The sequence below is a fragment of the Streptomyces sp. NPDC015345 genome (assembly GCF_043078805.1).
GTDB lineage: Bacteria > Actinomycetota > Actinomycetes > Streptomycetales > Streptomycetaceae > Streptomyces.
Window position 1 is genome coordinate 962,651 of record NZ_JBIBTX010000001.1, and the last position, 26,379, is coordinate 989,029.

Here is a 26,379-nt window from a genome sequence, read left to right on the forward strand (position 1 = left end):
GGCCCCCGAGGGGAAAAAGCCCTCCGGGGTTCAGTCTCCTTTGCCCCTTTTTCCGGTGATTGCCGTCACGGAAGATTGCTACGGAGGCGCCGCGCGTCATACGGTCAGTGGTCGACTTCCCCCCACTGTCTCGTCACCCGTCGTCATCCCTCTTCATTCCCCCTTCTTCATCCCTCTTCATTCCCGCCAGGAGCCCACACCCGTGCCCTCTGCCGGACTCGTCCCCCGACGCATCGTGCAGCTTTCCGCGCTGTTCGCGATGCTCGCGCTCTTCACGGCCCAGCTCGTGAGCGCGCTGCTCCCCTACGTCCCGGTGTTCGTCGCCGCGGCCGCCGCGAATCTCGCGCTCGACATCTATCTGCAGTACAAGCAGCCGGGCCTTCTCTCGCTCCTTGGCAAGATCCGTTTCGACGTCACGGTCCGCCAGCTCCTGCGCGACATGCTGGTCCTGGTCGGCCTGCTGCGCATCGACGGCATAGAGCCGCTGGCCGAGCAGTCGCCGCTGACGATCACGCTGCTCGCGTTCTACGCCCTGCACTTCGGCTGCCAGGCCGTCGCCGTGATGGTGCGCCGCAGCCGCGCGCTGCCGATCGTCACGCGCAACATCGACGCTTCCGCGCTGCACCTGACGGCCGCTCCCCCGCGGATCCTCTCCCGTCGCCAGGCCCACCGCCTGCTGACGTTCTCGGTGCCCGGGACGGCGGGCCTGCTCCTCACGGCGGCCACCACCCACGCGTACTGGGGCGTCATCGGTCTCTGTGTCTCGCTCGCGCTGATCGGCGGCGGTGCGCTGTACCTCGCCACCTGGCTGCTGCCCAAGAAGCGGGCGAAGAACGACGAGCGGGTCATGGAGTGGCTCGACCAGTGGCTGGCCGAGTACAAGCCGACCGTGGGCATGTACTTCTCGGGCGGTTCCACCTCCGCGTACCAGGCGAACATGTGGCTCTCCACGCTCTCCAAGCTGGACGGCAAGCCGCTGATCGTGCTCCGTGAGCGGTTCATGGTGCAGAAGATCGACGCGACGGACGTCCCGATCATCTGCTTCCCGAAGGTCGCGACGATGTTCTCCCTGGAGACGTCGACGCTGAAGATGCTGCTGCACCCGGCGAACGCCGCGAAGACCTCGCAGGTCCTGCGCATTCCCACGATCAAGCACGCCTTCATCAACCACGGCGAGAGCGACAAGCTCTCCTCCTGCAACCCCTACGCCAAGGCCTACGACGAGGTGTGGGTGGCGGGCCCCGCGGCCCGCGACCGCTACCAGCTCGCGGACATCGGCGTCGAGGACAAGGACGTCGTCGAGGTGGGCCGCCCGCAGCTCTCCCCGATCCTGCCGTTCTCGGGGGCGCCCACGGGCCCGTACACGACCGTTCTGTACGCCCCCACCTGGGAGGGCTGGGACGGCAACCCCGGCAACACCTCGGTGGTCCTGGCCGGCGAGAACATCGTCCGCGAGCTGCTCGCCGACCCGGGCGTGCGCCTGCTCTACAAGCCGCACCCGATGACCGGCTCGCAGGACCCGCGCGCGGGCGCCGCCAACGAACGCATCAAGGCGATGATCCTCGCGGCCAACACCAAGCGCTCCGGCGCCCGCCCCGGCCCCGAGGCCGCGGCCGAACTGGTGCGCCGCGCCGCCGCCCTGGACGAGCTGACCGCCCGCAAGTTCCGCAAGAGCGCGGACGAACAGGAGCGGATGATGCTCCAGGGCGCTCCGGACGGTGACGCGCAGGCCGCCGTGGCCGAGGCGACCGCCGCGTGGGAGGCCGCGTTCTGGGCGTCCTTCCCCGAGTGGGAGCACCAGATCATCACGGGCCCGCGCCCGGCGATCTTCTCCTGCTTCAACCAGGCCGACCTGCTGATCAGTGACGTCTCGTCGGTCGTCTCCGACTGGCTGAGCAGCGAGAAGCCGTACGCCGTCGCCAACACGGCCGGCATGTCCGAGGCCGAGTTCCGCGCGAGCTTCCCGACGGTGTCCGCGGCGACGATCCTCACCCCCGAGGCGGACGGCGTGGCGGCCCTCCTGAAGGCCGTACGCGCCCCGGAGCTGGATTCCCACGCCGAGGCCCGCGCGGAGCTCAAGGAGCACCTCCTGGGCCCCTCGGACCCGCCGTCCCTGGCCCGCTTCAACGCGGCAGCTGTCGCGCTGTGCGCCAAGTCCGACGCCCGCCGTGCCCGGATGGCCTCCCGCATCGACGCGGACATCCCCGGCCAGCGCGTCGCGGAAGAGGTGGCCGAGGAGATGGAGCAGGACCCGACGGAGTCGAACGGCGCGGAGGACTCGGTCACCGCGTGACCCCCGCCTGACGGCACATTCGTACGAGGAAGGGCCCCGGAGCTTGAAGCTCCGGGGCCCTTTCTCGTACCGCTTGCCGCTGGACCGGCGTACCGGTCCTAGAACGGCTCGAAGTCGTCGTACGCGCGCTGCGCCTCGTCCCGCTCCGCCTCGCGGTCCCTGCGCCGCTGGGCGGCCGGACGGGGGGCCTCCAGGCGGTGGTCCTCGCCGCGGCGGCCGAGCATCTCGGCGCCCGCCATCATGGTCGGCTCCCAGTCGAAGACGACCGCGTTCTCCTCCGGGCCGATGGCGACGCCGTCACCGGCGCGGGCGCCGGCCTTCATCAGCTCGTCCTCGACGCCGAGACGGCTGAGGCGGTCGGCGAGGTAGCCGACGGCCTCGTCGTTGTTGAAGTCGGTCTGCCGGATCCAGCGCTCGGGCTTCTCGCCGCGCACGCGGAAGATGCCGTCGTCCTCGCGCTTGACCGTGAAGCCGGAGTCGTCGACGGCCTTGGGACGGATGACGATGCGGGTCGCCTCCTCCTTCGGCTTCGCGGCACGCGCGGCGGCGACCAGCTCGGCCAGGCCGAAGGAGAGCTCCTTGAGTCCCTTGTGCGCGACGGCCGACACCTCGAAGACGCGGTAGCCGCGGGCCTCCAGGTCGGGCCGGACCATCTCGGCGAGGTCCTGGCCGTCGGGCACGTCGATCTTGTTGAGGACGACGATGCGCGGACGGTTCTCCAGGCCCGCGCCGTACTGCCGCAGCTCCTCCTCGATGACGTCGAGGTCGGAGACGGGGTCGCGGTCGGACTCCAGGGTCGCCGTGTCCAGTACGTGGACGAGGACGCTGCACCGCTCGACGTGCCGCAGGAACTCCAGGCCGAGGCCGCGGCCCTGGCTGGCGCCCGGGATGAGGCCGGGCACGTCGGCGACGGTGTAGACGGTCGATCCCGCCGTCACGACGCCGAGGTTCGGGACGAGCGTCGTGAACGGGTAGTCGGCGATCTTCGGCTTCGCCGCGCTCAGGACGGAGATCAGCGAGGACTTGCCGGCGCTCGGGTAGCCCACCAGGGCGACGTCGGCGACGGTCTTGAGCTCCAGGACGAGGTCCCGCTCCTCACCGGGCACGCCGAGCAGCGCGAAGCCGGGGGCCTTGCGCCGGGCGGAGGCCAGCGCCGCGTTGCCGAGACCGCCGCGGCCGCCCTGGCCCGCGACGAAGGTGGTGCCCTGGCCGACCATGTCCGCGAGGACGTTGCCGTCGCGGTCCATGACGACCGTGCCGTCGGGGACGGGCAGGACGAGGTCCTGGCCGTCCTTGCCGGAGCGGTTGTCACCGGCGCCGGGCTGGCCGTTGGTGGCCTTGCGGTGCGGGCTGTGGTGGTAGTCGAGCAGCGTGGTGACGTCCTGGTCGACGACCAGGATCACGTCACCGCCACGGCCGCCGTTGCCGCCGTCCGGGCCGCCGAGCGGCTTGAACTTCTCACGGTGAACGGAGGCACAGCCGTGGCCTCCGCTACCCGCGGCGACGTGCAGCTCGACGCGGTCCACGAAGGTGGTCATGGTGGGGTGCCTCCAGAAGAAACGTGCGGGGATGTCTCTTGCGTAACACGCGAAAGGCGGACCCGCTTCCCCGCCGGGGAAGTGAGGTCCGCCTCGCGAAAAGAACCGATCAGGCGACCGGAACGATGTTCACGACCTTGCGGCCACGGTGCGTGCCGAACTCGACCGCGCCCGCGTCCAGCGCGAACAGGGTGTCGTCCTTGCCGCGGCCGACGCCCGAGCCCGGGTGGAAGTGGGTGCCACGCTGGCGGACCAGGATCTCACCGGCGTTGACGACCTGACCGCCGAAGCGCTTCACGCCGAGCCGCTGAGCATTGGAGTCGCGACCGTTCCGAGTGGACGATGCGCCCTTCTTGTGTGCCATCTTGTCTCAGTCCCTTACTTCGCAGCCGTGGGGATACCGGTGACCTTGATCGCCGTGTACTGCTGGCGGTGACCCTGGCGACGGCGGTAGCCGGTCTTGTTCTTGTACCGAAGGATGTCGATCTTGGCACCCTTGTGGTGGTCCACGACCTCGGCCGTGACCTTGATGCCGGCCAGCACCCACGGGTCGCTGGTGACGGCGTCGCCGTCGACAACGAGCAGGGTCGAGAGCTCGACCGTGTCGCCAACCTTGGCCGTGGGAATCTTGTCAACCTCAACGATGTCGTCGACAGCAACCTTGTGCTGGCGACCACCGCTGCGCACGATGGCGTACACGCGGATCTCTCTCTCGCTCGGAACGGGACCCCCGCAGTCCAGCCACCCGCGGAAGCAGGCGGCCTCTCCCGACCCGGAAGCAGTGCCCGCGGTTCAGGAGGAAAAGGGTTTACAGGGGGCGGGCGTGCATAGGAACACGCCGACGGTCAAGGTTACGGGGCCCACCCGGAAGGGTCAAACCGGGCCCCGCACCCCCGCTCACGTGGTCGGCTTCTCACCGTCCGGCGGCAGCGGCTTGACGCCCTTGCACAGGTCCGTCTTGTCGGCGGTGCCCGGCCAGGCCACGGCCCGCGTGCGGTCGAAGTGCGCGCGGTAGGTGTCGTGCACCGAGTCGTCGTCGACCTTCACGATCGCCTCGTCGTTCTCGCGCAGCGCGGGCGCCGTGTAGTTCTGCGAGCCGGTGAACGAGACCTTGTTCTGCCTGCCGTCGTACATGCCGTCGATGAGCAGGTACTTCGAGTGGATGATGTAGGGCGTCGTCAGCCTGGCGCCCGCGTTCAGCGGGTCCCTGTCGTCGTTGTAGCAGCGCACGGAGGGTCCGCCCGGGACGTGGAGCTGCTCCCAGGTGCCGGGGGTGCCGCCCTGGCTCTTGGCGCTGTCGGTCTCGGCGTACAGGATGCTGACGTCGCAGCCGGCCTTCTTCAGTGAGACCAGCTTGTCGGCGATCTGCTTGCGTGTGATCTTGAAGATGGCGGCGCGGACCTTCGTGCGCTTCGTCACCCCGGCCGCGTCCTTGTAGGTGCAGCGGATGTTGTTCATGACCGAGTACATGGTGTCGGTCTCGTTGACCGTGCCGTTGCGCGGGAAGAAGTAGGCCTTGTAGCGGCCGCTGCTGACCGTGCGGTAGTCCCAGCCCTGCCAGCTCTTGCCGAGCATGTCCGTGAAGTAGTCGGCGTAGGCGTCGTACATGGCCGGATTGTTCGGCAGCAGCAGCGCGTCGTTGAAGAACTTCGTGTGCGCGGACGGCGTCGAGTTCGACGTGGTCTGCACGACGACGTCCCTGGCGCCCTCGACCTGCGAGAACAGCCAGAACTTGTTGTGCATGATCGACTTGCCGTACTTCGGGTCGCCGAGGCACGACTTCCCGGTCGGGCAGAGCTTCACGAAGGACGGCTTGCCGGTGCTCGTGCCGAGCGCCGCGGCGAGCATGGCGTACGCGCCGTTCGCCGGCCGGTCGCTCTTGCTGGTCTCGTCCAGCAGCACCTGGACGTGCACGCCGCGCTTCTTGGCGGCGACCAGCGCGTCGACGACGGATCCCTCCCAGACGTGATAGACCGCGACCTTGATCGTCGAGCCGGGCACCGCGGAGTTCGTCAGCTCGATCAGCCGGCTCCGGATCGCGTGCTGCTGGTCGACGTCGCCTTTCGGGTCGTTGAAGATCGGGCCCTCGGTCCAGGTCGGCGCCGGCGTCCCGTCCGCCGATGCGGTCCCCGCCGTGCCCACGGCCTGGATGCCCGCCGCCGACAGCACCGTGGCCAGCGCCACCGCCTGTCGGCCGCCCTTGACCGGTTTCACCGCACGGTGCCGTCCCGTGCCTCGCAGGCGCGTCTGCGCCATCTGTCATCCCTCCCTGACACGGGCGCGCGGGCTCCCCACACGCGCGCTCACGTCCCTGTTGAATCGTCAGACCGCCTGATTTTTACAGGTGTTGCGCCGTACTCAAAGGTCAGGGGGCCCGCTTCACGCTTTCGAGCTGTGGTGACCTCGTTTTCCGGACAGCCCGGTGCCCCCCTGCCCAGCCCTCACGGGCGGACAGGGGGGCACCGGGTCGCGGAAGCGGTCAGCCCTCGCTGGAGGCGCTCGCGGAGATACCGGACGGCGTCTGCTCCGCCGCCGCGGCCTTCTTCGCCGTCGCCTTCGACGCCTTCTTGGCCGTCGTCTTCTTGGCGGCCGTCTTCTTGGCCGCGGTCTTCTTGGTGGCGGCCTTCTTCGCCGTCGCCTTCTTGGCGGTCTTACGCGCCGTCTTCTTCGCCGGAGCGGTTTCCTCGGCGGGGGCCTCGGCCTCCGCCGCAGGCTTGTCCGCCTCGGCCTTCTTCGGCTCGGGCTTCTCCGCCGTCGGGACGACCACCACGGCCGCCTCCTCGGACGCGGTCGGCGCCGTGGCCTTGCGCACCGCACGGCGGCGCGGACGGACCGGAGCGGCTTCGGCGGCGGGAGCCTCGGCCACGGGCTCGGCGGCGGGCTCCGCGACCGGCTCGGCCTTCGGCGCCGGGGCGATGACCACCTCGGCGGCCTCCGGCTCGGCGCTCTGCGCGGCCTTCGGCGAACCGGCGGGTGACGTCGCCTTGCGGACGGCACGACGGCGCGTACGCCCCTTCGGGGCGGCGTCGTCCTGCGCGGGCGCCTCGGCATGCGCCTCGTGTGCCGCCTCGACGGCCTCGGGGGTGCCGACCATCGGGTCCTCGGCGGCCGGCGCCGCGGTGCGCGCGACGTCGGACTCGACGACCGGGATCTCGGCCCGCTCGGCCTCCGCCTCGGCCTTCGCTGCCCTCTCGGCGGCCCTCTCGGCCGCCTTGGCCCGCTTGCCCGACCGCTTCGGCGTCTCCGCCTGGGGGGTCTCCTCGGGGGCGGCCTCGGTACGCGGTGCGCCCGCCGGGGCCGAAGCCCGCCGCGTCGCCCGGCGCCGGGAGCGGCCACCGCGCGAGGCGGCTGCCTCGGCCTCGGCCGCGCTGCTGTAGAGCTCCTCGTCCGGGACGAACTCGGGCTCGGGCAGCGCCACCGGAGCGGCGGCCTCCGCGGCGACCTCGGCCTCCGTCTCGGCACCGTCCACGGCCTCGGTGTCGGCCTCGTGCTCGTGCTCGTGCTCGTGAGTGGTGTGCTCGTGACCGTGGTCCTGCTGGTCCGCACCGCGCCCGCGCTTCTTGCGCTTGCCGCCGCCACCGGCGGAGGTCGGCTGCTCCATGTGCACGATGACACCGCGGCCGTTGCAGTGCACGCAGGTCTCGGAGAAGGACTCCAGGAGCCCCTGTCCCACCCGCTTACGGGTCATCTGGACCAGGCCGAGCGAGGTCACCTCGGCGACCTGGTGCTTCGTACGGTCGCGCCCGAGGCATTCGAGCAGGCGGCGCAGGACCAGGTCCCGGTTGGACTCAAGGACCATGTCGATGAAGTCGATGACGACGATGCCGCCCAGGTCACGCAGGCGCAGCTGGCGCACGATCTCCTCGGCCGCCTCGAGGTTGTTCCTCGTCACGGTCTCTTCGAGGTTGCCGCCCTGCCCGGTGAACTTACCGGTGTTGACGTCGACGACGATCATCGCCTCGGTCTTGTCGATCACCAGCGAGCCGCCGCTCGGCAGCCAGACCTTGCGGTCCAGCGCCTTCGCCAGCTGCTCGTCGATGCGGTACGTCGCGAAGACGTCGACCTCGGAGGTCCACCTCGAGAGGCGGTCGGCCAGGTCGGGCGCGACGTGGGAGACGTAACCGTGGATGGTCTGCCACGCGTCGTCACCGCTGACGATGACCTTGGAGAAGTCCTCGTTGAAGATGTCGCGGACCACGCGGACGGTCATGTCCGGCTCGCCGTACAGCAGGCTCGGCGAGCTGGTGGAGGCCGCCTTCGCCTTCTTCTGGATGTCCTCCCACTGCTCCTGGAGACGCTCGACGTCGCGGCGCAGCTCGTCCTCGCTCGCGCCCTCGGCGGCGGTGCGCACGATGACGCCCGCGTCCTCGGGGACGATCTTCTTGAGGATGGTCTTCAGACGCGCGCGCTCGGTGTCGGGCAGCTTGCGGCTGATGCCGGTCATCGACCCCTCGGGGACGTAGACCAAGTAACGGCCGGGGAGCGAGACCTGGCTGGTCAGGCGGGCGCCCTTGTGGCCGATCGGGTCCTTCGTGACCTGCACGAGGACCGACTGGCCGGACTTCAGGGCGGACTCGATGCGCCGGGGGCCGTTGGCCATGCCGAGCGCCTCGAAGTTGACCTCACCGGCGTACAGCACGGCGTTGCGGCCCTTGCCGATGTCGATGAAGGCGGCCTCCATCGACGGCAGGACGTTCTGCACCTTGCCGAGGTAGACGTTCCCGACGTACGAGGTCGCCTGCTCCTTGTTGACGTAGTGCTCGACGAGCACGTTGTCCTCAAGGACGCCGATCTGGGTGCGCTCGCCGTTCTGGCGTACGACCATGACGCGCTCGACGGCCTCGCGGCGCGCCAGGAACTCGGCCTCGGTGATGATCGGCACCCGGCGGCGGCCCTGCTCGCGGCCCTCGCGGCGGCGCTGCTTCTTGGCCTCCAGGCGGGTCGAGCCCTTGATGGACTGGACCTCGTCGGCGCCGGTGCCGAGCTCGCGCTCCGGGTCCTTCGCGCGCCGCTCCCGCGGCTCGCGGACCTTGACGACCGTACGCTCCGGGTCGCTGTCGCCCGGCTCGCCCTCGGCGGAGTCACCGGCACGACGGCGGCGACGACGACGGCGACGGCTGCTGCTGGAGCCGGTCCCGCCGTTCTCCGAAGCGGCCTCTTCCGCCTCCTCGGAGTCCTCGGCGGCCTGCTCGGCGCTCTCCTCGGCGTCCTCGGTGCCGCGCTCCGCCTGCTCGGCGGTGTCGGTGTCGTCGTCGGACTCGGCCGAGGCGTCGTCCTGGTCGGCCAGGTCACCGCGGCGACGGCGACGGCCACCACGGCGGCGACGGCGGCCGTGGCGCTCACCGGACTCCTCCGTGTCGTCGGCGGAGTCGGCGGAGTCGGCAGAGTCATCGCTGTCGGCGGATTCGGCGGAATCGGCCTGCTCGGCGGCGACGGTGCCGACCTCCTCGGCGGCCTTGACGGGCTCCTGCTCCTCGACGGCGGCGGGCTGCTCGTCGGCGGCCCGACGGCGGCGGCGACGGCGCGGGGCCGCCTCCTCCTCCACCACGGGGGCTGCGGGCTCCTCGGCGGGCTCCTGCGCGGCCTCGGCGGCGGCCGCCGCGGCGGCGCGCTCCGGGGTCTGGAACATCGGCTCGGCGAACACGGGCGCCTGGAAGACGGCCACGGCGGGGCGGGCGGGCTTGCGGCCACCCTCCTCGGAGTCGTCGGCGACCTGGGCCTTGCGGGCCTTGTGCCCGGCCGGCGCGGAGAACCCGGCGGCCGCGGTCTTGCGGGTGGCGCGGCGGCGACGGCCGCGGGGGGCGTCGTCGTCGGCCTCGGCGGGGGCCTCCTCGACCGGCGCGGCGGGCTCGGCAGGCGCGTCGATGCGCTCCTCGGCCGCCTTCTCGGCCTGCGCCTCCGCGACGGGCGCGGCGGTGCCACGGGTGGCGCGGCGGCGCGCACGGCGCGGGGCGGCGTCCTCGACGGCGGCCGGCTCGGGCTCGGCGGCGGCGGGCGCTTCCTCAACGTCGGGCGTCTCCTCGACGGCGGCCTGCGGCGCACCGGCGGGAGCGGAGGCGCGACGGCTCGCACGACGACGCGTACGCGGCGCCGGAGCAGCCTCCTCCGCAACCGGCACGGAGGGCTCGGCAGGCGCAACGGCCTCAGCGGCAACCGTCACCGCCTCGGCAACCTCCGCAGCCTGCGGCGCACCAGCAGGAGCAGAAGCACGACGGCTCGCACGACGACGCGCACGCGGCGCCGGAGCAGCCTCCTCAGCCTCCTCCTCGACAGCGGCAGGAACCTCAGCAGGCGCGACAGCCTCAGCAGCGACCGTCACAGCCTCGGCAACCTCCGCAGCCTGCGGCGCACCAGCCGGAGCAGAAGCACGACGGCTCGCACGACGACGCGCACGCGGCGCCGGAGCAGCCTCCTCAGCGTCGTCCGCGGCGGGCTCCGTCACCTCGGCGGCCTGCGGCGCACCGGCCGGCGCGGAAGCGCGGCGGGTGGCACGACGGCGCGTACGCGGCGCGGGAGCGGCCTCCTCGGCCACCTCTTCGCTCTCCGCGACCTCGTCGACCTGGTCCACCTGGTCAGCGGTCACATCATCTTCGGCGGCGGGGGTGGCCGGTATGGCCGGAGCCGCGGCTTCGGCGGCACCCGCGGGCGGGCCCGCGGGACGCGACGCGGCGCGGCGCCGACGGCGCGGCGGCAGGGTGTCGCTGGGGCTGTTGTTCTGCGATCCCTCAGTGGGGTCGTTCGGCTCAAGCATGCGGGCGGTTCTCCCGTCACGCTCCCGGGCGCCGCGCCTGTCCGGTGATGTCCGCGGCTCGCGCTAGATGCGCGGGGCCGCCATCCGGGGGCGTGGGCGCCGCACGGGAGCTCTCTATGTCTTGTCTCGCCGGTTCCGTACGCCCAACTGCGGACGGCCTGGCGAAAGTCTCGGTCAGTGCGCTGCCCGACCCAGGTGGCTCCCGAGTACCAGGGCTGCGCTGTGACATACGTCCTTACCGGGGACCTTCCGGCACCGGCGCCGTCGCGGCGGCAGGTACGGCGGCCGTGGGTGATGCGGCCGTGACTGCCTCGCGGTCGGGCGCGAGCGGGTCGGTCACCGTGCCGGTCTCTTCATCGAAAAGCCCCTGCGCCAGCCTGGTCACCGCTGCGGGGACCGGCGGCGCCAGGTCGGCCACAGCTCGGAGACCGGACAGGACGTCGTCAGGTCGTACGGCAGGTGTCACGTGCCGAACAACCAGCCGCAGTATCGCACAGGGCTTGTCGGTCGGCCTATCGGTGTCGTGCGTGATCACGTCACCATCAGTGATCGCTTCCAGGCTCACGACGGCCTCGCGCGCGTCGAAGGTGCGCATGCCGTTCTTCGTGCGGCGCTGCACCTCGACCTTGTCCGCGGCGCGGAACAGGTCGGCCGCGCGCCGCGCCTCTGCCGGCTCCACGCCGTCGAGGCGCAGCTCCCAGACGGAGGCGGTCAGCCGGTCGGCGAGGCCCGAGGTGCGGGACTCGACGGCGTCGGTGATGTCCAGGCCGTCCGGCAGCGACTCGTTGAGCAGCTCGCGGAGCTGGTCGGGGTCGCGCGGCGCGGTGAGCGCGATCTCCAGGTACTCGGCCTCACTGCCCGTGCCGGTGGGTGCGGCATTGGCGTACGACACCTTCGGGTGCGGGGTGAACCCCGCCGAGTACGCCATGGGCACCTCGGCGCGGCGCAGCGCACGCTCGAAGGCGCGCTGGAAGTCACGGTGGCTGGTGAACCGGAGGCGGCCGCGCTTGGTGTAGCGCAGGCGGATGCGCTGCACCGCGGGTGCGGGCGGCGGGCCTTCGGGCTGTCGCTTGCCCAGTGTCGTTCAGTCCTTCGTGAGAGCGGTCGTACTGCTACCTAGAGTACGTGCCCCGGGCGCGTCAGGTTCCCGCCGGGCCGCCGGTACCGGGACCGGCTCCCCCGGCACCGCCCCCACCGGCACCGCCCGCTTCGGTGCCCCGAACAGCATGCGGCGCACGTCGGCCCGCGCCTGTCGCACACTCTCCCGCGCGGAGGTCAGGGCCTGGCGGGTGGCGCGGCGGACCTCCTTGATGGCCCTGGCGGCAGGGCGCCACACGGCGTCGCGTACCACGTGGCCGACGGGGGTGAGGACCGTGCGGTAGGCCCACCGCACCGGCTCGACGAAGATCCACCGGAGGAGCTTGGCGAGGAAGCGGCCGACGACGAGGGAGATGTGCCCCGCGATACGCCAGGCGTGTCCGAGCGCGTCGCCGATCTCCCGCGCGACGACGGCGACGGCCCGCCCGAGGGGTGCGAGCACCCAGCGCCACACGGCCACCAGGGGCACCACGAAGATCCAGCGGCACAGTGTCGAGACGACGGCCCAGATGCCGCGTCCGAGCCATGCGGCGCCGGCGCCGATTCCCCGCGCCAGCCACGCGATGCCGTGCCCGACCGGCGTGAGGACCGACCGGTAGAGCCACACCGAGGGCACCACGATCAGCACCCGCCCAAGCCAGGCCAGCGCGATCCCGGCCGGCACCACCACGTACCGCCAAAGACCCACCCACGGCCACACGAACACGGCCTTGAACAGCCACGTCAGGACGGCACCGATGCCACGCCCGGCCGCGGCGGCCCCGGCGCCCAGGGCGCGGGCCAGCCAGGCGATGCCGTGGCCGATGGGGGTGAGCACGCGTGCGTAGAGCCAGGCGGCCGGGATCGCGACGAGGTGACGCCACAGCCAGGCGCAGCCCGCGCCGATGCCGAGCGCGGTGATCGCGATGCCTCGGGCGATGCCCCGGGCCAGCCAGGCGATGCCATGGCCGATCGGGGTGAGGAGCGACCGGTAGAGCCACACCGAGGGCACCAAGAACAGCACCCGCCCAAGCCAGGCCAGCGCCGTCCCGACCGGCACCACCACGTACCGCCAAAGACCCATCCACGGCCACACGAACACGGCCTTGAACAGCCACGTCAGGACGGCACCGATGCCACGCCCGACCGGTCGCAGTCCCCTGAAGTACAGGAAGCGGCCGCACACCGCGAGCGCGTCCCACACGAGGCGCACCGGTACGACGAGCACGAGCACCACGATCCGTACCGGCAGTCGGATCGCTACGGCGAGGCAGCCTTCGGCCTGCGGGGGCTGCGGAGGGTGCTCAGGGTGCCGTTCGGCCTGCCCCGGCGAGAGCGGCTGCGGTGCAGCCTCGCGGGCAGGTCGTTTCTCCAGGTCCATGTCGTTCTAGACGCGTGGGAGTCCGGTTCGGATCCAGTACCGCAGTTTTCCGCGCCGCTCGTCCTCGAAGACGCCGCCGGACGCCTCGATGACCTTGCGCGAACCGGTGTTGTCGGTATCGCAGGTCACCAGCACGGATTCCAGGCCGAGCCGGGCGGCGTACGGCAGGCAGGCGCGCAGCATCTCGGTGGCGTGGCCGCGGCGGCGGGCGGTGGGGCGTACCTCGTAGCCGATGTGGCCGCCGTACTCGCGCAGGAAGCGGGTGGCGATGGTGTGCCGGATGGCGATGCGGCCGAGGTAGTCGGCGCCGTCGACGTACCAGAGGGTGGTGACGGGGACGCCGAGCTGCCCGGCGGGGCGCTCGGCGGCGGCGAGCACTTCGGCGACGTACCGCTCGAAGACGGCGGGGTCGTGCCACTTGTCGCCGTACTCGCGCAGGGTGGCGCCGAGCGTCGTGTCATCGGCGGGCCCGCCGCGCCCCTCGGCCCGGAACTCCTCCATCGCGGTGATGTAGGAGCGGTGCACCAGGCCGGAGGGCGGGGCGAGTTCGGGCACGTGCGCCGCCGCTACTTCACTACCGTGAGCGGCAGCAGCTTCTTGCCGGTGGGGCCGATCTGGATCTCCGTCTGCATGGCGGGGCAGACACCGCAGTCGAAGCACGGCGTCCAGCGGCAGTCCTCGACCTCGGTCTCGTCGAGCGAGTCCTGCCAGTCCTCCCAGAGCCAGTCCTTGTCGAGACCGGAGTCCAGGTGGTCCCAGGGCAGGACCTCTTCGTACGTGCGCTCACGCGTCGTGTACCAGTCGACGTCGACGCCCATCTCGGGCAGCGTCTTGTCGGCGCAGCGCATCCAGCGCTCGTAGCTGAAGTGCTCGCGCCAGCCGTCGAAGCGGCCGCCGTCCTCGTAGACGGCGCGGATGACGGCGCCGATGCGGCGGTCTCCGCGCGAGAGCAGGCCCTCGACGATGCCGGGCTTGCCGTCGTGGTAGCGGAAGCCGATGGAGCGGCCGTACTTCTTGTCGCCGCGGATCTTGTCGCGGAGCTTGGTCAGGCGGGCGTCGGTCTCCTCGGCGGAGAGCTGCGGGGCCCACTGGAAGGGGGTGTGCGGCTTGGGCACGAAGCCGCCGATCGACACCGTGCAGCGGATGTCGTTCGAGCCGGAGACCTCGCGGCCCTTCTGGATGACCTTCGTCGCCATGTCGGCGATCTGGAGGACGTCGTCGTCGGTCTCGGTGGGCAGGCCGCACATGAAGTACAGCTTCACCTGGCGCCATCCGTTGCCGTACGCGGTGGAGACGGTGCGGATGAGGTCTTCCTCGGACACCATCTTGTTGATGACCTTGCGCATGCGCTCCGAGCCGCCCTCGGGGGCGAAGGTCAGGCCCGACCTGCGGCCGTTCCTGGTCAGCTCGTTGGCGAGGTCGACGTTGAAGGCGTCGACGCGGGTCGAGGGGAGGGACAGGCCGATCTTGTCCTCCTCGTACCGGTCGGCGAGGCCCTTGGCGACGTCGGCGATCTCGCTGTGGTCCGCGGAGGAGAGCGAGAGCAGGCCGACCTCTTCGAAGCCGGTCGCCTTCAGGCCCTTCTCGACCATGTCGCCGATGCCGGTGATGCTTCGCTCCCGCACGGGGCGCGTGATCATGCCGGCCTGGCAGAAACGGCAGCCGCGGGTGCAGCCGCGGAAGATCTCGACGGACATGCGCTCGTGGACGGTCTCCGCGAGCGGGACGAGGGGCTGCTTGGGGTAGGGCCACTCGTCGAGGTCCATGACGGTGTGCTTGGAGACGCGCCACGGCACGCCCGAGCGGTTCGGTACGACGCGTGCGATCCGCCCGTCCGGGAGGTACTCGACGTCGTAGAAGGCCGGGATGTACACGCTGCCGGTCTTCGCGAGGCGCAGGAGGACCTCCTCGCGGCCGCCGGGGCGGCCCTCCGCCTTCCAGGCGCGGATGATCTCCGTCATGTCGAGCACGGCCTGCTCGCCGTCGCCGATGATCACCGCGTCGATGAAGTCGGCGATCGGCTCGGGGTTGAAGGCCGCGTGGCCGCCGGCGAGGACGATCGGGTCGTCCAGCGTGCGGTCCTTGGACTCCAGCGGGATGCCCGCGAGGTCCAGGGCGGTCAGCATGTTCGTGTACCCCAGCTCGGTGGAGAAGCTGAGCCCGAAGACGTCGAACGCCTTCACCGGGCGGTGGCTGTCCACCGTGAACTGCGGGACCTGGTGCTCACGCATGAGCGCCTCCAGGTCCGGCCACACGCTGTAGGTGCGCTCGGCGAGGACGCCGTCGCGTTCGTTGAGCACCTCGTAGAGGATCATGACGCCCTGGTTGGGCAGCCCGACCTCGTAGGCGTCGGGGTACATGAGCGCCCAGCGGACGTCGCAGCTGTCCCACGGCTTGACGGTGGAGTTCAGCTCACCGCCGACGTACTGGATTGGCTTCTGCACATGCGGGAGCAGAGCTTCGAGCTGTGGGAAGACCGATTCGACAGACATCGCGAACCTTCATGAGCCGGCAGGGGTGACCATCAAGCGTACCCCGGCGTTCAGCTGCCCAGAGCCGCCCGGATTTTCGCCCCCGACGCCTTCGCCCAGACCTCCGGCAGCTCCCGCTCCCGGTCGTCGGCGACGGCCTCCTCCCGGCCGTACAGCAGCCCCCAGGTGAAGGCGCTCTCCCCGGCCAGATGGGCCTGGGTGCCGAGGGCCCGTACGGCCTCGCGGGCGACCACGCTGTCCTGGTGGTCGCCGAGCACGCTCTGCACGGCCTTCATCCGCTTCGCGAAGCGCTTGGCGGGCGTCCCGAGCGCGGGGACCGCCGCCTCGCCCGCGTACCGGGCACGCTTGGCGGCCTTGCGGGCCTCGTGCATGGCACGGTCGCGTTCCTGACCGGGGGCCAGCGCGAGGGCGTGCTCGACGCGGGTGGCGAGGCGGGCGTAGTCCTTGAGGAGCGCCTTGGGGAGCGCCTTGCCGGGCGGTGCGGAGGCGGCCGGGCGCAGCGGGGGCGCGGCGAGGAGGGTGTCGACGGCGTCCAGGAGCGCGAGGTAGCGCGCGCTCTCCAGTACGGCCAGGGTGCCGCGCCGCGCGTCGGCGCCCCGCGCGGTGGACCAGATGCGCAGCCGTGCGTCGACCGGGCCGAGGAGGAGTGTCTTCGGCAGGGCGTCGACGCGGCCGGCGAACCGCGCGGCGAGGACTTCCTGGTCGCGGTCGACGCCCAGCTCCGCCGCGAGCCATTTGAGTTCGTCGCCCACCGGGTCGGTGACGGCGCGGTCGAGGATCTTCCGGTACGACTTGAAGGCGCTGCGCATCCGGCGGGTGGCGACCCGCATCTGGTGCACGGCGTCCGGCAGGTCGCGGCGGACGGCGGGGTCGAGCGAGACGATCGCGTCGCGCTGGGCGCGGAGGTAGGCGACGAGGTGGTCGCCCGCGGTGCCGCGGCCGTCGCCGACACTCTCCCGCACGGCCTCGGCGACGGCCTCGCTCTTGCCGGCCTTCTTGCCGAGGCGGACCGCTCCCTCGGCGGGCTTGAGCCCCGCCTTCTCGGCCTTGCGGCCCTTCGGCGCGGTCTGTGCCAGGGCCCGGCCGAGCTTGGAGGACGAGGTGGAGCGCCGTACGCCCGCCTTCTTCAGCTTCTTCTCGACCTTGTCGAGGAGCGCGGGGTCGCCGCCGTCCGCCAGTTCCACCTCGATCTCGGACCACGCGGCCGTGCCGCCGCCCTTGGTGAGCCGCTCCGCCCGCACCGCGTCGATGCTGACCTCGGCGAGCAGCTCGCCCCGGGAGTCGACGAGGTGGCGCAGGTCGCGTGCGGACAGCAGGCGCACGAGGGGGACGAGTTCGGCCTCGCGGACGCGGGAGCGCACGAGGGCGAGCAGGTCGCCCGGAACGGTGTCGGAGAGCGGCGCGTGGATCTCGTCCCGTACGCCTTCGGCGAGCGATACCGGCAGCTTCAGGTGCCAGCCCGCGTCCGTGCCGCCGGTGCGGCGGCGCAGCGTGATGGAGGCGGCGGCCAGGCGTTGGTCGGGGGTGTCCCAGTAGACGGCGTCCAGTTCGACGACGCCCTTGTCCAGTACCTCCCCGACCCCGGGCACTTCGGTCAGGTCGGGCAGCTCCGCGTCCGCCCCGACGTCGTACTTCCGCTCGATCTCGCGCTTCGTATCCGCCATGAATTGAATCTAGACGCAGAAGGGAAAGCCAAACAGGGTTCTGCGGGGCTATGCGGACATGGGGCGCTGCACCTTGATCGACTGGAGCAGTCCGACGGCCACCCAGACGGCGAACATCGACGAGCCGCCGTAGCTGACGAAGGGCAGCGGAAGGCCCGCGACGGGCATGATGCCCAGCGTCATCCCGACGTTCTCGAAGGACTGGAAGGCGAACCAGGCGATGATGCCGGCGGCGACGATCGTGCCGTACAGCTCGGTCGTCTCGCGTGCGATGCGGCAGGCGCGCCACAGGACGACGCCGAGCAGGAGGAGGATCGCGCCCGCGCCGATGAAGCCGAGCTCCTCGCCCGCGACCGTGAAGACGAAGTCGGTCTGCTGCTCGGGGACGAACTGGCCGGTGGTCTGGGAGCCCTTCGTCAGGCCGGTGCCGGTGAGACCGCCGGAGCCGATGGCGATGCGTGCCTGGTTGGTGTTGTAGCCGACGCCCGCCGGGTCGAGTGCGGGGTTGGCGAAGGCCGCGAACCGGGCGATCTGGTAGTCGTCGAGGACGCCGAGCTGCCATATGGCGACGCCGCCGAGGGCGCCCGTGCCGAGCAGTCCGAAGACCCAGCGGTTGGAGGCGCCGGAGGCGAGCAGGACGCCGAGCACGATCATCACCATGACCATGACCGAACCGAGGTCGGGCATCAGCATGACGATCGCGATCGGGACGGCCGCGAGGCCGAGGGCCTGCACGACCGTGCGGTGGTCGGGATGCTCCCGGTCGCCCGCGTCGACGCGGGCGGCGAGCAGCATCGCCATGCCGAGGATGATCGTGATCTTCACGAACTCGGAGGGCTGGAGCGAGAAGCCGCCGCCGAGCACGATCCACGCGTGGGCGCCGTTGATGGTCGCGCCGAGCGGAGTGAGCACGAGCAGGACCAGGAAGACGGAGATGCCGTAGAGGATCGGCACGGCCGTGCGCAGGGTGCGGTGGCCGAGCCAGACCGTGCCGATCATCAGGGCGAAGCCGATGCCGGTGTTCAGGACATGCTTGAGCATGAACGAGTACGGGTCGTCGCCGACCAGCTCGGTGCGGTTGCGGGTCGCCGAGTAGACGAGCGCGGCGCCGATGCCGGAGAGCGCGATCGCCGCGAGGAGCATCGGCCAGTCGAGCCGGCGCACTATCGAGTCGCGGGCGAGGAGCCGGGACATGTTCGAGCGCTCGGGGCCGTACCCGGAGACGGAGAAGCCGCTGCCGGTCATCAGTCGCGCCTCCAGTTGGCCGGGGCGCCGGCCAGTTCCTGCTGTTCGTCCTTGGGCTTGGGCGCCTCGGGCTTATACGGCTTGACCTTCGGGGCGTCGATGGAGCCGTCGGGCTGGATCTTCGGCAGGGTCTTCTGCGGCTCGGGCAGGAGCGCCTTCTTCAGGTCCTGCTTGCCGCTGTCGTCGAGGCCGTAGATCGCGTCGTAGATCTTGCGGACGGCGGGTCCTGAGGCGCCGGAGCCCGTACCGCCCTGGGAGATCGTCATGACGATCGAGTAGTCCTTGGTGTAGGTCGCGAACCACGAGGTGGTCTGCTTGCCGTAGACCTCGGCGGTACCCGTCTTGGCGTGCATCGGGATCTTGTCCTGCGGCCAGCCGCCGAACCGCCACGCCGCGGTACCGCGCGTCGCGACGTCCGCGAGGGCACCGTCTATGTCCTTGCGCAGCGCGGCGTCCATCGGCAGCCTGCCGTGGGCCTTGGGCTTGATCTCCTCGATGTGCCTGCCGTCGGCGCTGATGATCGCCTTGCCGACGGTGGGGTCGTACATCGTGCCGCCGTTGGCGATCGCGGAGTAGATCGTGGCCATCTGGATCGGCGTGACGAGGGTGTCGCCCTGGCCGATGGAGTAGTTGACGGAGTCACCGGCGCGCATCTTCATGCCTTCGAGGCAGTTCTCGTACGCGATGCGCGCGGCATAGTCGTCGCCGCTCTTCTTGCCCTGCTTGCACCAGGCGTCCTTGTTGGCCTTCCAGTAGTCCTTCTTCCACTGGCGGTCGGGGACGCGGCCGGTGACCTCGTTGGGCAGGTCGATGCCGGTCTCCTTGCCGAGGCCGAACTGATGGGCGGTCTTGTAGAACCAGTCCTTGGCGTCGGGCCTCGGCTTGTTGCCGCCGTCCTTGGCCCACTGGTCGTGCGCGAGCTTGTAGAAGACGGTGTCGCAGGAGACTTCGAGGGCCTGGCCGAGGGTGATGGAGCCGTGGCCCTTGGACTCGAAGTTCTTGAAGGTCTGGCCACCGATGGAGTACGAACTGGGGCAGGGGTAGCGGGCGTTGAAGTCGTAGCCCGCGTTGACGGCGGCGGCCGTCGGGATGACCTTGAAGATCGAGCCGGGGGCCGCCTGGCCCTGGATGGCGCGGTTCAGCAGCGGGTAGTTGGACTTCTTGCCGGTGAGCTCGGCGTAGTCCTTGCCGGAGATGCCGCCGACCCAGGCGTTCGGGTCGTACGTCGGGTTGGAGGCCATGGCGACGACGCGGCCGGTCTTGTTCTCCATGACGACGACGGCGCCCGCGTCGGCCTTGTAGTTCTCGCCGGTGTTCTTGTCGAACTCCTTGCGGGCCTTCTTCATCGCGTCGTCCAGCCAGTACTCGGAGACGGCCTGGACGCGCGCGTCGATGCTGGTGACGACGTTCGCCCCCGGCTTCGCCTCGTCGGACTCGGCCTTGCCGATGACGCGGCCGAGGTTGTCGACCTCGTAGCGGGTGACGCCCGCCTTGCCGCGCAGCTGCTTGTCATACGTCCGTTCAAGACCGGAGCGGCCGACCTGGTCGGAGCGGAGGAACGGGGAGTCGGTGTCCTTGGCCTTGTTGATCTCTTCGTCGGTGACGGGCGAGAGGTAGCCGAGGACCTGCGCGGTGTTGGACTTGCCGGGCGCGGGGTAGCGGCGCACGGCCGTGGGTTCGGCGGTGATGCCCGGGAAGTCCTCGGAGCGCTCACGGATCTGGAGGGCCTGCTTGGGCGTGGCCTCGTCGGTGATCGGGATCGGCTGGTAGGGCGAGCCGTTCCAGCAGGGCTGCGGGGTCTTGGAGTCGCACAGGCGGACCTTGTCGGCGACGTCCTTGGGGTCCATGGCGAGGACGTCGGCGAGCTTGGCGAGGACCGCCTTGCCGTCGTCCTTCATCTTCATCAGATCCGTGCGGGACGCGGAGACGACGAGGCGGGTGTGGTTGTCGGCGATCGGCACGCCGCGGGCGTCCAGGATCGAGCCGCGCACGGCGGGCTGGACGACCTGCTGGACGTGGTTGCCCGAGGCCTCCTTGGCGTACTCCTCGCCGTTGCGGATCTGGAGGTACCAGAGGCGGCCGCCGAGGGTGAGCAGGAGGGAGACCACGAGGATCTGGATGACGATGAGACGGATCTGGACGCGGGGGGTCCGTCCGGTCTCCGGGATGTTCGTCACTGCTCCCCTCCCCTGATACGTCCTTCGGTGCGGTCGGCGCGGTGCTTCGCCCTCACAGGCGCTTGACCCCCTTGATGCGTCCGGCGCGTGCGACGCGGGCCCTGGCCGCCTTCGCCCGCAGACCGCCGCGCTGGCCGCCGATGCGCAGCCCGGTGCCGGACGAGAGCCAGCCGCCGGAGACGTCGGTGGCCGAGTTGGCGTGCGAGCCCTCCCCCAGCGGGTCGTTCTCGGCCCGCCGGGCGAGCGCGATGATCAGCGGCACCGTGAAGGGCGCGAGCAGCAGGTCGTAGAGCGCGGCGGTGAACAGCAGCCCGGTCAGGCCCACATGGCGGGCGGCGGTGTCCCCGACGAGGGCGCCGACGCCCGCGTACAGCAGCGTCGACCCGAGGGCGGCCCCGACGACCACGACGAGCGGGCCGGTGGCCGAGCGCAGCCGCCCGCTCTCGGGCTTGGCGAGGCCCGCGAGGTAGCCGACGACGCACAGCACCAGCGCGTACCGCCCGGCCGCGTGGTCGGCGGGCGGGGCCAGGTCGGACAGCAGGCCCGCGCCGAAGCCGATGAGGGCTCCGCCGACGTGGCCGTAGACCAGGGCGAGGCCGAGGACGGTGAGCAGCACCAGGTCCGGCACGGCGCCCGGCAGCTGGAGCCGGGCGAGGACGCTGACCTGGATGACCAGGGCGACGACGACGAGGGTGGTGGAGAGCAGGATTCGGTTGAAGCGCATGGGTCCGGTCTCCTACTGCTCGTCGTTGTCGGCGGCGCCGTCGGCTGTGTCCTCGGCCGCACCCTGTGCTGTGCCCTCGGCCGCGCCTTCCTCCGGCTTGCCCGACGGGGTGGCCGTGACGGTCACCGTCGGGATCGGCTTGGGCTTCTCGGGCTTCTTCGGCAGGACCGTGTCGCGCGGGTCCTCGCGGGGCGCCTCGACGACGACGCCGACGATGTCGAGCTTGGTGAACCCGACGTACGGCTTCACGTAGACGTTGCGGGTGAGGTCGCCGCCGGAGGGGTCGACGCGGACGACCTCGCCGACCGGTACGCCGGGCACGAACGGCCTGTCCTGCTGCGAGCCGAAGGTGACGAGGCGGTCGCCCTTCTTGACCTTGGCCTTGCCGTTGAGCAGCTGGACGGAGAGCGGGCGGTCGCCCTGGCCGGTGGCGAAGCCGAGTTCGTCGGTCTTCTCCATGCGGGTGCCGACGGTGAAGTCGGGGTCGTTGGCGAGCAGGACGGTCGCGGTGCCGGGTCCGACGGTGGTGACGCGGCCGACCAGGCCGTCGGCGTTCAGGACGGTCATGTCCCGCTTGATGCCGTCGTGGGCGCCGGCGTCGATGGTGACGGTCCAGGAGAAGCCCTGGGCCGCTCCTATGCCGATGACCTCGGCGCCCTTGATGCCGTACTGTCCGGCGCCGGCCTTCTTCAGCATGCCGTCGAGCTGCCGCAGTCGGCTGCGGTTGCGGTCGTCGCTGCCGAGCTTCGCCTTCAACGCGGCGTTCTGGCGCTCCAGTTCGGCGATGCGGTCGTGACGCTCACCGGAGTCACGGACCGCGCCGATGGCGTTGCCGATCGGGTCGACGGCGGAGGACATCCCCTCCTCGACCGGACCGAAGACGCGGGCGGCGGCCCGGCGGGCACCGTCGACCGGTGAGTCCTCACCGCCGCGGATGTCCACCGTGATCAAAGCGAACGCGATGGCGATCAGCAGCACCAGGAGCAGCCGGCTCTCTCGTGTGTCCCTCACGTGCGGCGGCGTGCCTTCCTCAATCGGATTCCGTGGACACTGCGCGTTCCACGGGGTTCTGGGGAATTGTTCTGCCTTGCCTGAATTCTGTTCTTGCCTCTATATCAACGATCCGCCGCACGAGGTGGCAGGCACTCGTACGGCGGATGTTTTCCGTTCAGATCATCTGCGGGGCTGGGCGTCCAGCACCTGCTGCAACGCCTCGAACTCCTCGACGCACTTTCCGGAGCCGAGCGCCACGCTGTCCAGCGGGTCCTCGGCGATGTGGATCGGCATGCCGGTCTCGCGGCGCAGCCGCTCGTCGAGGCCGCGCAGCAGGGCGCCGCCGCCGGTCAGGACGATGCCGCGGTCCATGACGTCACCCGAGAGCTCGGGCGGGCACTTGTCGAGGGTCGTCTTGACCGCGTCGACGATGGCGTTGACCGGCTCCTCGATGGCCTTGCGGACCTCGGCGGCCGAGATGACCACCGTCTTGGGCAGCCCGGAGACCAGGTCACGGCCTCGGATCTCGGTGTGCTCGTCGGCGTCCATGTCGTACGCCGAACCGATGGTGATCTTGATCTGCTCGGCCGTGCGCTCACCGAGGAGGAGGGAGTACTCCTTCTTGATGTGCTGGATGATCGCGTTGTCCAGCTCGTCGCCCGCGACGCGGATCGACTGTGCCGTGACGATTCCGCCGAGGGAGATGACGGCGACCTCGGTGGTGCCGCCGCCGATGTCGACCACCATGTTGCCCGTGGCCTCGTGGACCGGCAGGCCGGAGCCGATGGCGGCCGCCATGGGCTCCTCGATGATGTGCACCTGGCGGGCGCCGGCCTGCGAGGAGGCCTCGATGACGGCGCGGCGCTCCACTCCGGTGATGCCGGAGGGCACGCAGACGACCACGCGGGGACGGGCGAGGTAGCGCCGCTTGTGGATCTTGAGGATGAAGTAGCGGAGCATCCGCTCGGTGATCTCGAAGTCGGCGATGACACCGTCCTTCAGCGGGCGGACCGCCACGATGTTGCCGGGCGTGCGCCCGATCATCTTCTTCGCTTCCGCGCCGACCGCGAGGATGCCACCGGTGTTGGTGTTGATCGCGACGACGGACGGTTCGTTGAGTACGATCCCCCGACCCCTGACGTACACCAGCGTGTTGGCGGTCCCGAGGTCGACAGCCATGTCACGGCCGATGAACGACATGTTGTTCCCCATGAGGATGCGTCTGGCCTTCCCTATTGGAGCTTGTGATGGCTTTTTAGGTAGGCGAGGTGGGTGCTGAGTGGCAGTGGAGGCTTCCATCGTAGTCTCGGCCGCGCGAAGACGGCGCGAGGGTCTGCGCCATTGTCAGCAGATGATGTACCGCCCCGCTCTTGGAGACGTGCCATCGGGGGCACGGGTTCCCCCAATTGGGGCGCATATGCCAATGGACGGCCGAATCCCTCCGGCCGTCCAGGTCAGCGTGGCGCCCGGCTGACACGTCGTCAGCGAGGGGCGCGAGGGGCGTTACGCCACGCCCGGGAAGAAGATCTTCAGCTCGCGCTCGGCGGACTCCTCGGAGTCCGAGGCGTGGATCAGGTTCTCCCGCACGATCGTGCCGAAGTCGCCGCGGATGGAGCCCGGGGCGGCGGCGATGGGGTCGGTGGGCCCGGCCAGCGCGCGCACGCCCTCGATGACCCGCTCGCCCTCGACGACGAGCGCGACGACCGGACCGGACGACATGAACGCGACCAGCGGCTCGTAGAACGGCTTGCCCTTGTGCTCGCCGTAGTGCTGCTCCAGGGTCTCCTGGTCCAGCGAGCGCAGCTCCAGCGCGGAGATCGTCCAGCCCGCCTTGCGCTCGATGCGGCCGATGATCTCCCCGATCAGGCCACGACGGACGGCGTCGGGCTTCAGCAGGACGAGGGTGCGCTGGCTCATGTGCGGCTCCAAGGTGTTCACCAAAGGTGTTCTCACGACCTGTCGATCTGCTGATCTCCGCGATCGCGTGGGATTGGGCCGCACGATACCGGGGGCGGCTACGCGGTGTTACCTCCGGCCTCCGCCTGCTGCCCCTCGGCCATGGCCGCGAACCTGGCCTTCGCCTCGTCGATCTTGCGCCCGAAGTGGACCGACGCCCACCACAGGGCGGCGAAGAGGGCGCCCATGAAGAACATCGTCGGCACCACGAAGCCGCTCGCGATCAGGGCGATCTGGAGGGCCCAGCCCAGCGGCACCCCGCCCGGCCTGGTGATCACGCCGCACAGCAGCAGGCACAGCAGCATCGCGATGCCGCTGACCGCCCAGACCGTGCCCATGGACAGGTCCGGGTCCTTCATGGCGACGAGGCCGGCGAAGCCGATGACGAAGAACTCGCCGATCAGCGTCGAAGCGCAGAGCGTACGCACAGGTGTCAGCCTCTCCCGAGGAGCAGTCGGGCCTCGCCGACCGTGATGACGGAACCGGTGACGAGGACGCCGCCGCCCGCGAACTCGCCCTCTTCCTCGGCGAGGGTGATCGCGGCCTCCAGCGCGTCCGGCAGGCGCGGCTCGACCTGGACGCGCTCGTCGCCGAAGACCTCGACGGCGATCGCGGCCAGCTCGTCCGCGTCCATCGCGCGGTGGCTGGTGTTCTGCGTGATGACGACCTCGGCGAAGATCGGTTCGAAGGCTTCGAGCAGCCCCCGCATGTCCTTGCCGTCACTCGCGCCGACCACGCCGATGAGGTTGCTGAAGTCGAAGACCTCGCTGATCGCGGCGGCGGTGGCGCGGGCGCCCGCGGGGTTGTGCGCGGCGTCCAGGACGACGGTGGGCGAGCGCCGCACGACCTCCAGGCGGCCCGGCGAGGCGACCGAGGCGAAGGCCTTGCGGATGGTGTCGATGTCCAGCGGGCGCGCGTGCTGCGAGCCGATGCCGAAGAACGCCTCCACGGCGGCGAGCGCCACCGAGGCGTTGTGCGCCTGGTACTCGCCGTGCAGGGGCAGGAAGATCTCCTCGTACTCCCCGCCGAGGCCGCGCAGCGTCAGGAGCTGGCCGCCGACCGCCATCCGGCGGGCGACGACGCCGAACTCCAGGCCCTCGCGAGCGACCGTCGCGTCGACCTCGACGGCCTTCTTCAGGAGCACCTGGGCCGCGTCCACCGGCTGCTGGGCCATGATCACCGTCGCGCCCGGCTTGATGATGCCGGACTTCTCCGCGGCGATCTCGCCGGGCGTGGAGCCCAGGCGGTCCGTGTGGTCCAGGTCGATGGGGGTGATGACGGCGACCGAGCCGTCGATCACGTTCGTGGCGTCCCAGCTGCCGCCCATGCCGACCTCGACGACGGCCACGTCCACCGGGGCGTCCGCGAAGGACGCGTACGCCATGCCGGTGAGGACCTCGAAGAAGGACAGGCGGTACTCCTGGCGGGAGTCGACCATCTCCACGTAGGGCTTGATGTCGTTGTACGTCTCCACGAAGCGCTCGGCCTCGATGGGGGCGCCGTCCAGGCTGATCCGCTCGGTGATCGACTGGACGTGGGGCGAGGTGTACCGCCCGGTGCGCAGCTCGAAGGCGGAGAGCAGGGCCTCGATCATGCGGGCCGTGGACGTCTTGCCGTTCGTCCCCGTGATGTGGACCGAGGGGTACGCGCGCTGGGGCTCGCCGAGGACGTCCATCAGCGCGGCGATGCGGCTGACGGAGGGCTCCAGCTTCGTCTCGCCCCAGCGGCTCGCGAGCTCCGTCTCGACCTCGCGCAGCGCCTTGTCCACCTCCGGGTCGGTGGGGCGGGCGGGGATGTCGCCCTGCGGCGGACCCGCCTGGGCGCGCAGGGTGCGGCTGCCAGCCTCGATGACCGCGAGGTCGGGGTCGCGGTCCGTCTCGGCGCCGACGATGTCCTCGAAGGCGGCGTCGGTGGGGTCGGCGGGGTCGGTCGGGCGGTCGTCGTCGTGCGGCGGGAGGTCACTCACGTACGCCAGTCTACGGAGCGCCACCGACACTCGGCGTCCGGACCGGGCGGAGGGCGCCGCTCCACGTCGTCGGGACTTTCGGCCCGTCCGATTCGGGACCTTGGTCCCTCCGCTTCGGGAGG

Annotated in this window: 19 protein-coding genes; 1 reads left to right on the top strand and 18 read right to left on the bottom strand. The window is 70.8% G+C overall.

The window, feature by feature from the left end; all coding sequences use genetic code 11:
* The first annotated feature begins 202 nt into the window (after positions 1–202).
* Positions 203–2,293 carry a hypothetical protein gene (locus tag ACF062_RS04400; RefSeq protein WP_392135480.1) on the top strand — a complete coding sequence of 697 codons (2,091 nt, stop codon included), beginning with the start codon at positions 203–205 and terminating at the stop codon, positions 2,291–2,293.
* A 98-nt stretch (positions 2,294–2,391) separates the two neighbouring features.
* Here ACF062_RS04400 and obgE read toward each other — a convergent pair whose 3' ends face one another.
* The 18 genes from obgE to ACF062_RS04490 form a co-directional block, all read right to left on the bottom strand.
* Positions 2,392–3,831: a GTPase ObgE gene (obgE, locus tag ACF062_RS04405; protein WP_392135482.1), complete on the bottom strand. Its 1,440-nt coding sequence runs from the start codon at positions 3,829–3,831 to the stop codon at positions 2,392–2,394.
* A 109-nt stretch (positions 3,832–3,940) separates the two neighbouring features.
* On the bottom strand, positions 3,941–4,195 hold the full coding sequence (rpmA, locus tag ACF062_RS04410) for a 50S ribosomal protein L27 (protein ID WP_010986870.1): 255 nt from the start codon (positions 4,193–4,195) through the stop codon (positions 3,941–3,943).
* 14 nt (positions 4,196–4,209) lie between these two features.
* Complete coding sequence (rplU, locus tag ACF062_RS04415; RefSeq protein WP_223774625.1) at positions 4,210–4,530, bottom strand: 50S ribosomal protein L21; 321 nt, start codon at positions 4,528–4,530, stop codon at positions 4,210–4,212.
* Between the two features lie 198 nt (positions 4,531–4,728).
* Entirely contained in the window at positions 4,729–6,087 is a 1,359-nt protein-coding gene (locus ACF062_RS04420) for a phospholipase D-like domain-containing protein (protein ID WP_392135485.1), read from the bottom strand.
* 223 nt (positions 6,088–6,310) lie between these two features.
* Positions 6,311–10,582: a ribonuclease E/G gene (locus tag ACF062_RS04425; protein WP_392135488.1), complete on the bottom strand. Its 4,272-nt coding sequence runs from the start codon at positions 10,580–10,582 to the stop codon at positions 6,311–6,313.
* 235 nt (positions 10,583–10,817) lie between these two features.
* Positions 10,818–11,618, bottom strand: coding sequence for a TIGR03936 family radical SAM-associated protein (locus tag ACF062_RS04430; protein WP_392135491.1), 801 nt, complete (start codon positions 11,616–11,618; stop codon positions 10,818–10,820).
* 48 nt (positions 11,619–11,666) lie between these two features.
* The gene (locus tag ACF062_RS04435) at positions 11,667–13,040 is read right to left on the bottom strand and encodes a hypothetical protein (RefSeq protein WP_392135494.1); all 1,374 of its coding nucleotides are present in this window, start codon (positions 13,038–13,040) and stop codon (positions 11,667–11,669) included.
* A gap of 6 nt (positions 13,041–13,046) precedes the next feature.
* Entirely contained in the window at positions 13,047–13,595 is a 549-nt protein-coding gene (locus ACF062_RS04440; protein ID WP_392135497.1) for a GNAT family N-acetyltransferase, read from the bottom strand.
* An 11-nt stretch (positions 13,596–13,606) separates the two neighbouring features.
* Positions 13,607–15,532, bottom strand: coding sequence for a TIGR03960 family B12-binding radical SAM protein (locus ACF062_RS04445; protein ID WP_392135500.1), 1,926 nt, complete (start codon positions 15,530–15,532; stop codon positions 13,607–13,609).
* A gap of 50 nt (positions 15,533–15,582) precedes the next feature.
* On the bottom strand, positions 15,583–17,196 hold the full coding sequence (locus ACF062_RS04450) for a CHAD domain-containing protein (RefSeq protein ID WP_392135502.1): 1,614 nt from the start codon (positions 17,194–17,196) through the stop codon (positions 15,583–15,585).
* A 48-nt stretch (positions 17,197–17,244) separates the two neighbouring features.
* Positions 17,245–18,441 carry a rod shape-determining protein RodA gene (gene rodA / locus ACF062_RS04455; RefSeq protein WP_223774633.1) on the bottom strand — a complete coding sequence of 399 codons (1,197 nt, stop codon included), beginning with the start codon at positions 18,439–18,441 and terminating at the stop codon, positions 17,245–17,247.
* Positions 18,441–20,618 carry a penicillin-binding protein 2 gene (gene mrdA / locus ACF062_RS04460; RefSeq protein ID WP_392135505.1) on the bottom strand — a complete coding sequence of 726 codons (2,178 nt, stop codon included), beginning with the start codon at positions 20,616–20,618 and terminating at the stop codon, positions 18,441–18,443. The genes rodA and mrdA overlap by 1 nt, the downstream gene beginning before the upstream one ends.
* A 52-nt stretch (positions 20,619–20,670) precedes the next feature.
* The gene (gene mreD / locus ACF062_RS04465) at positions 20,671–21,342 is read right to left on the bottom strand and encodes a rod shape-determining protein MreD (protein WP_392135508.1); all 672 of its coding nucleotides are present in this window, start codon (positions 21,340–21,342) and stop codon (positions 20,671–20,673) included.
* Between the two features lie 12 nt (positions 21,343–21,354).
* Positions 21,355–22,353 (bottom strand): rod shape-determining protein MreC, encoded by a 999-nt coding sequence (mreC, locus tag ACF062_RS04470; protein WP_392135511.1) that lies wholly within the window; start codon positions 22,351–22,353, stop codon positions 21,355–21,357.
* Positions 22,354–22,515: 162 nt separating this feature from the next.
* Positions 22,516–23,535 (bottom strand): rod shape-determining protein, encoded by a 1,020-nt coding sequence (locus tag ACF062_RS04475; protein ID WP_030362602.1) that lies wholly within the window; start codon positions 23,533–23,535, stop codon positions 22,516–22,518.
* Between the two features lie 303 nt (positions 23,536–23,838).
* Entirely contained in the window at positions 23,839–24,252 is a 414-nt protein-coding gene (ndk, locus tag ACF062_RS04480; RefSeq protein WP_127911807.1) for a nucleoside-diphosphate kinase, read from the bottom strand.
* Positions 24,253–24,350: 98 nt separating this feature from the next.
* Positions 24,351–24,719, bottom strand: coding sequence for a DUF4233 domain-containing protein (locus ACF062_RS04485; RefSeq protein ID WP_392135515.1), 369 nt, complete (start codon positions 24,717–24,719; stop codon positions 24,351–24,353).
* Between the two features lie 5 nt (positions 24,720–24,724).
* On the bottom strand, positions 24,725–26,257 hold the full coding sequence (locus ACF062_RS04490) for a folylpolyglutamate synthase/dihydrofolate synthase family protein (RefSeq protein ID WP_223774638.1): 1,533 nt from the start codon (positions 26,255–26,257) through the stop codon (positions 24,725–24,727).
* Between the last annotated feature and the right edge of the window lie 122 nt (positions 26,258–26,379).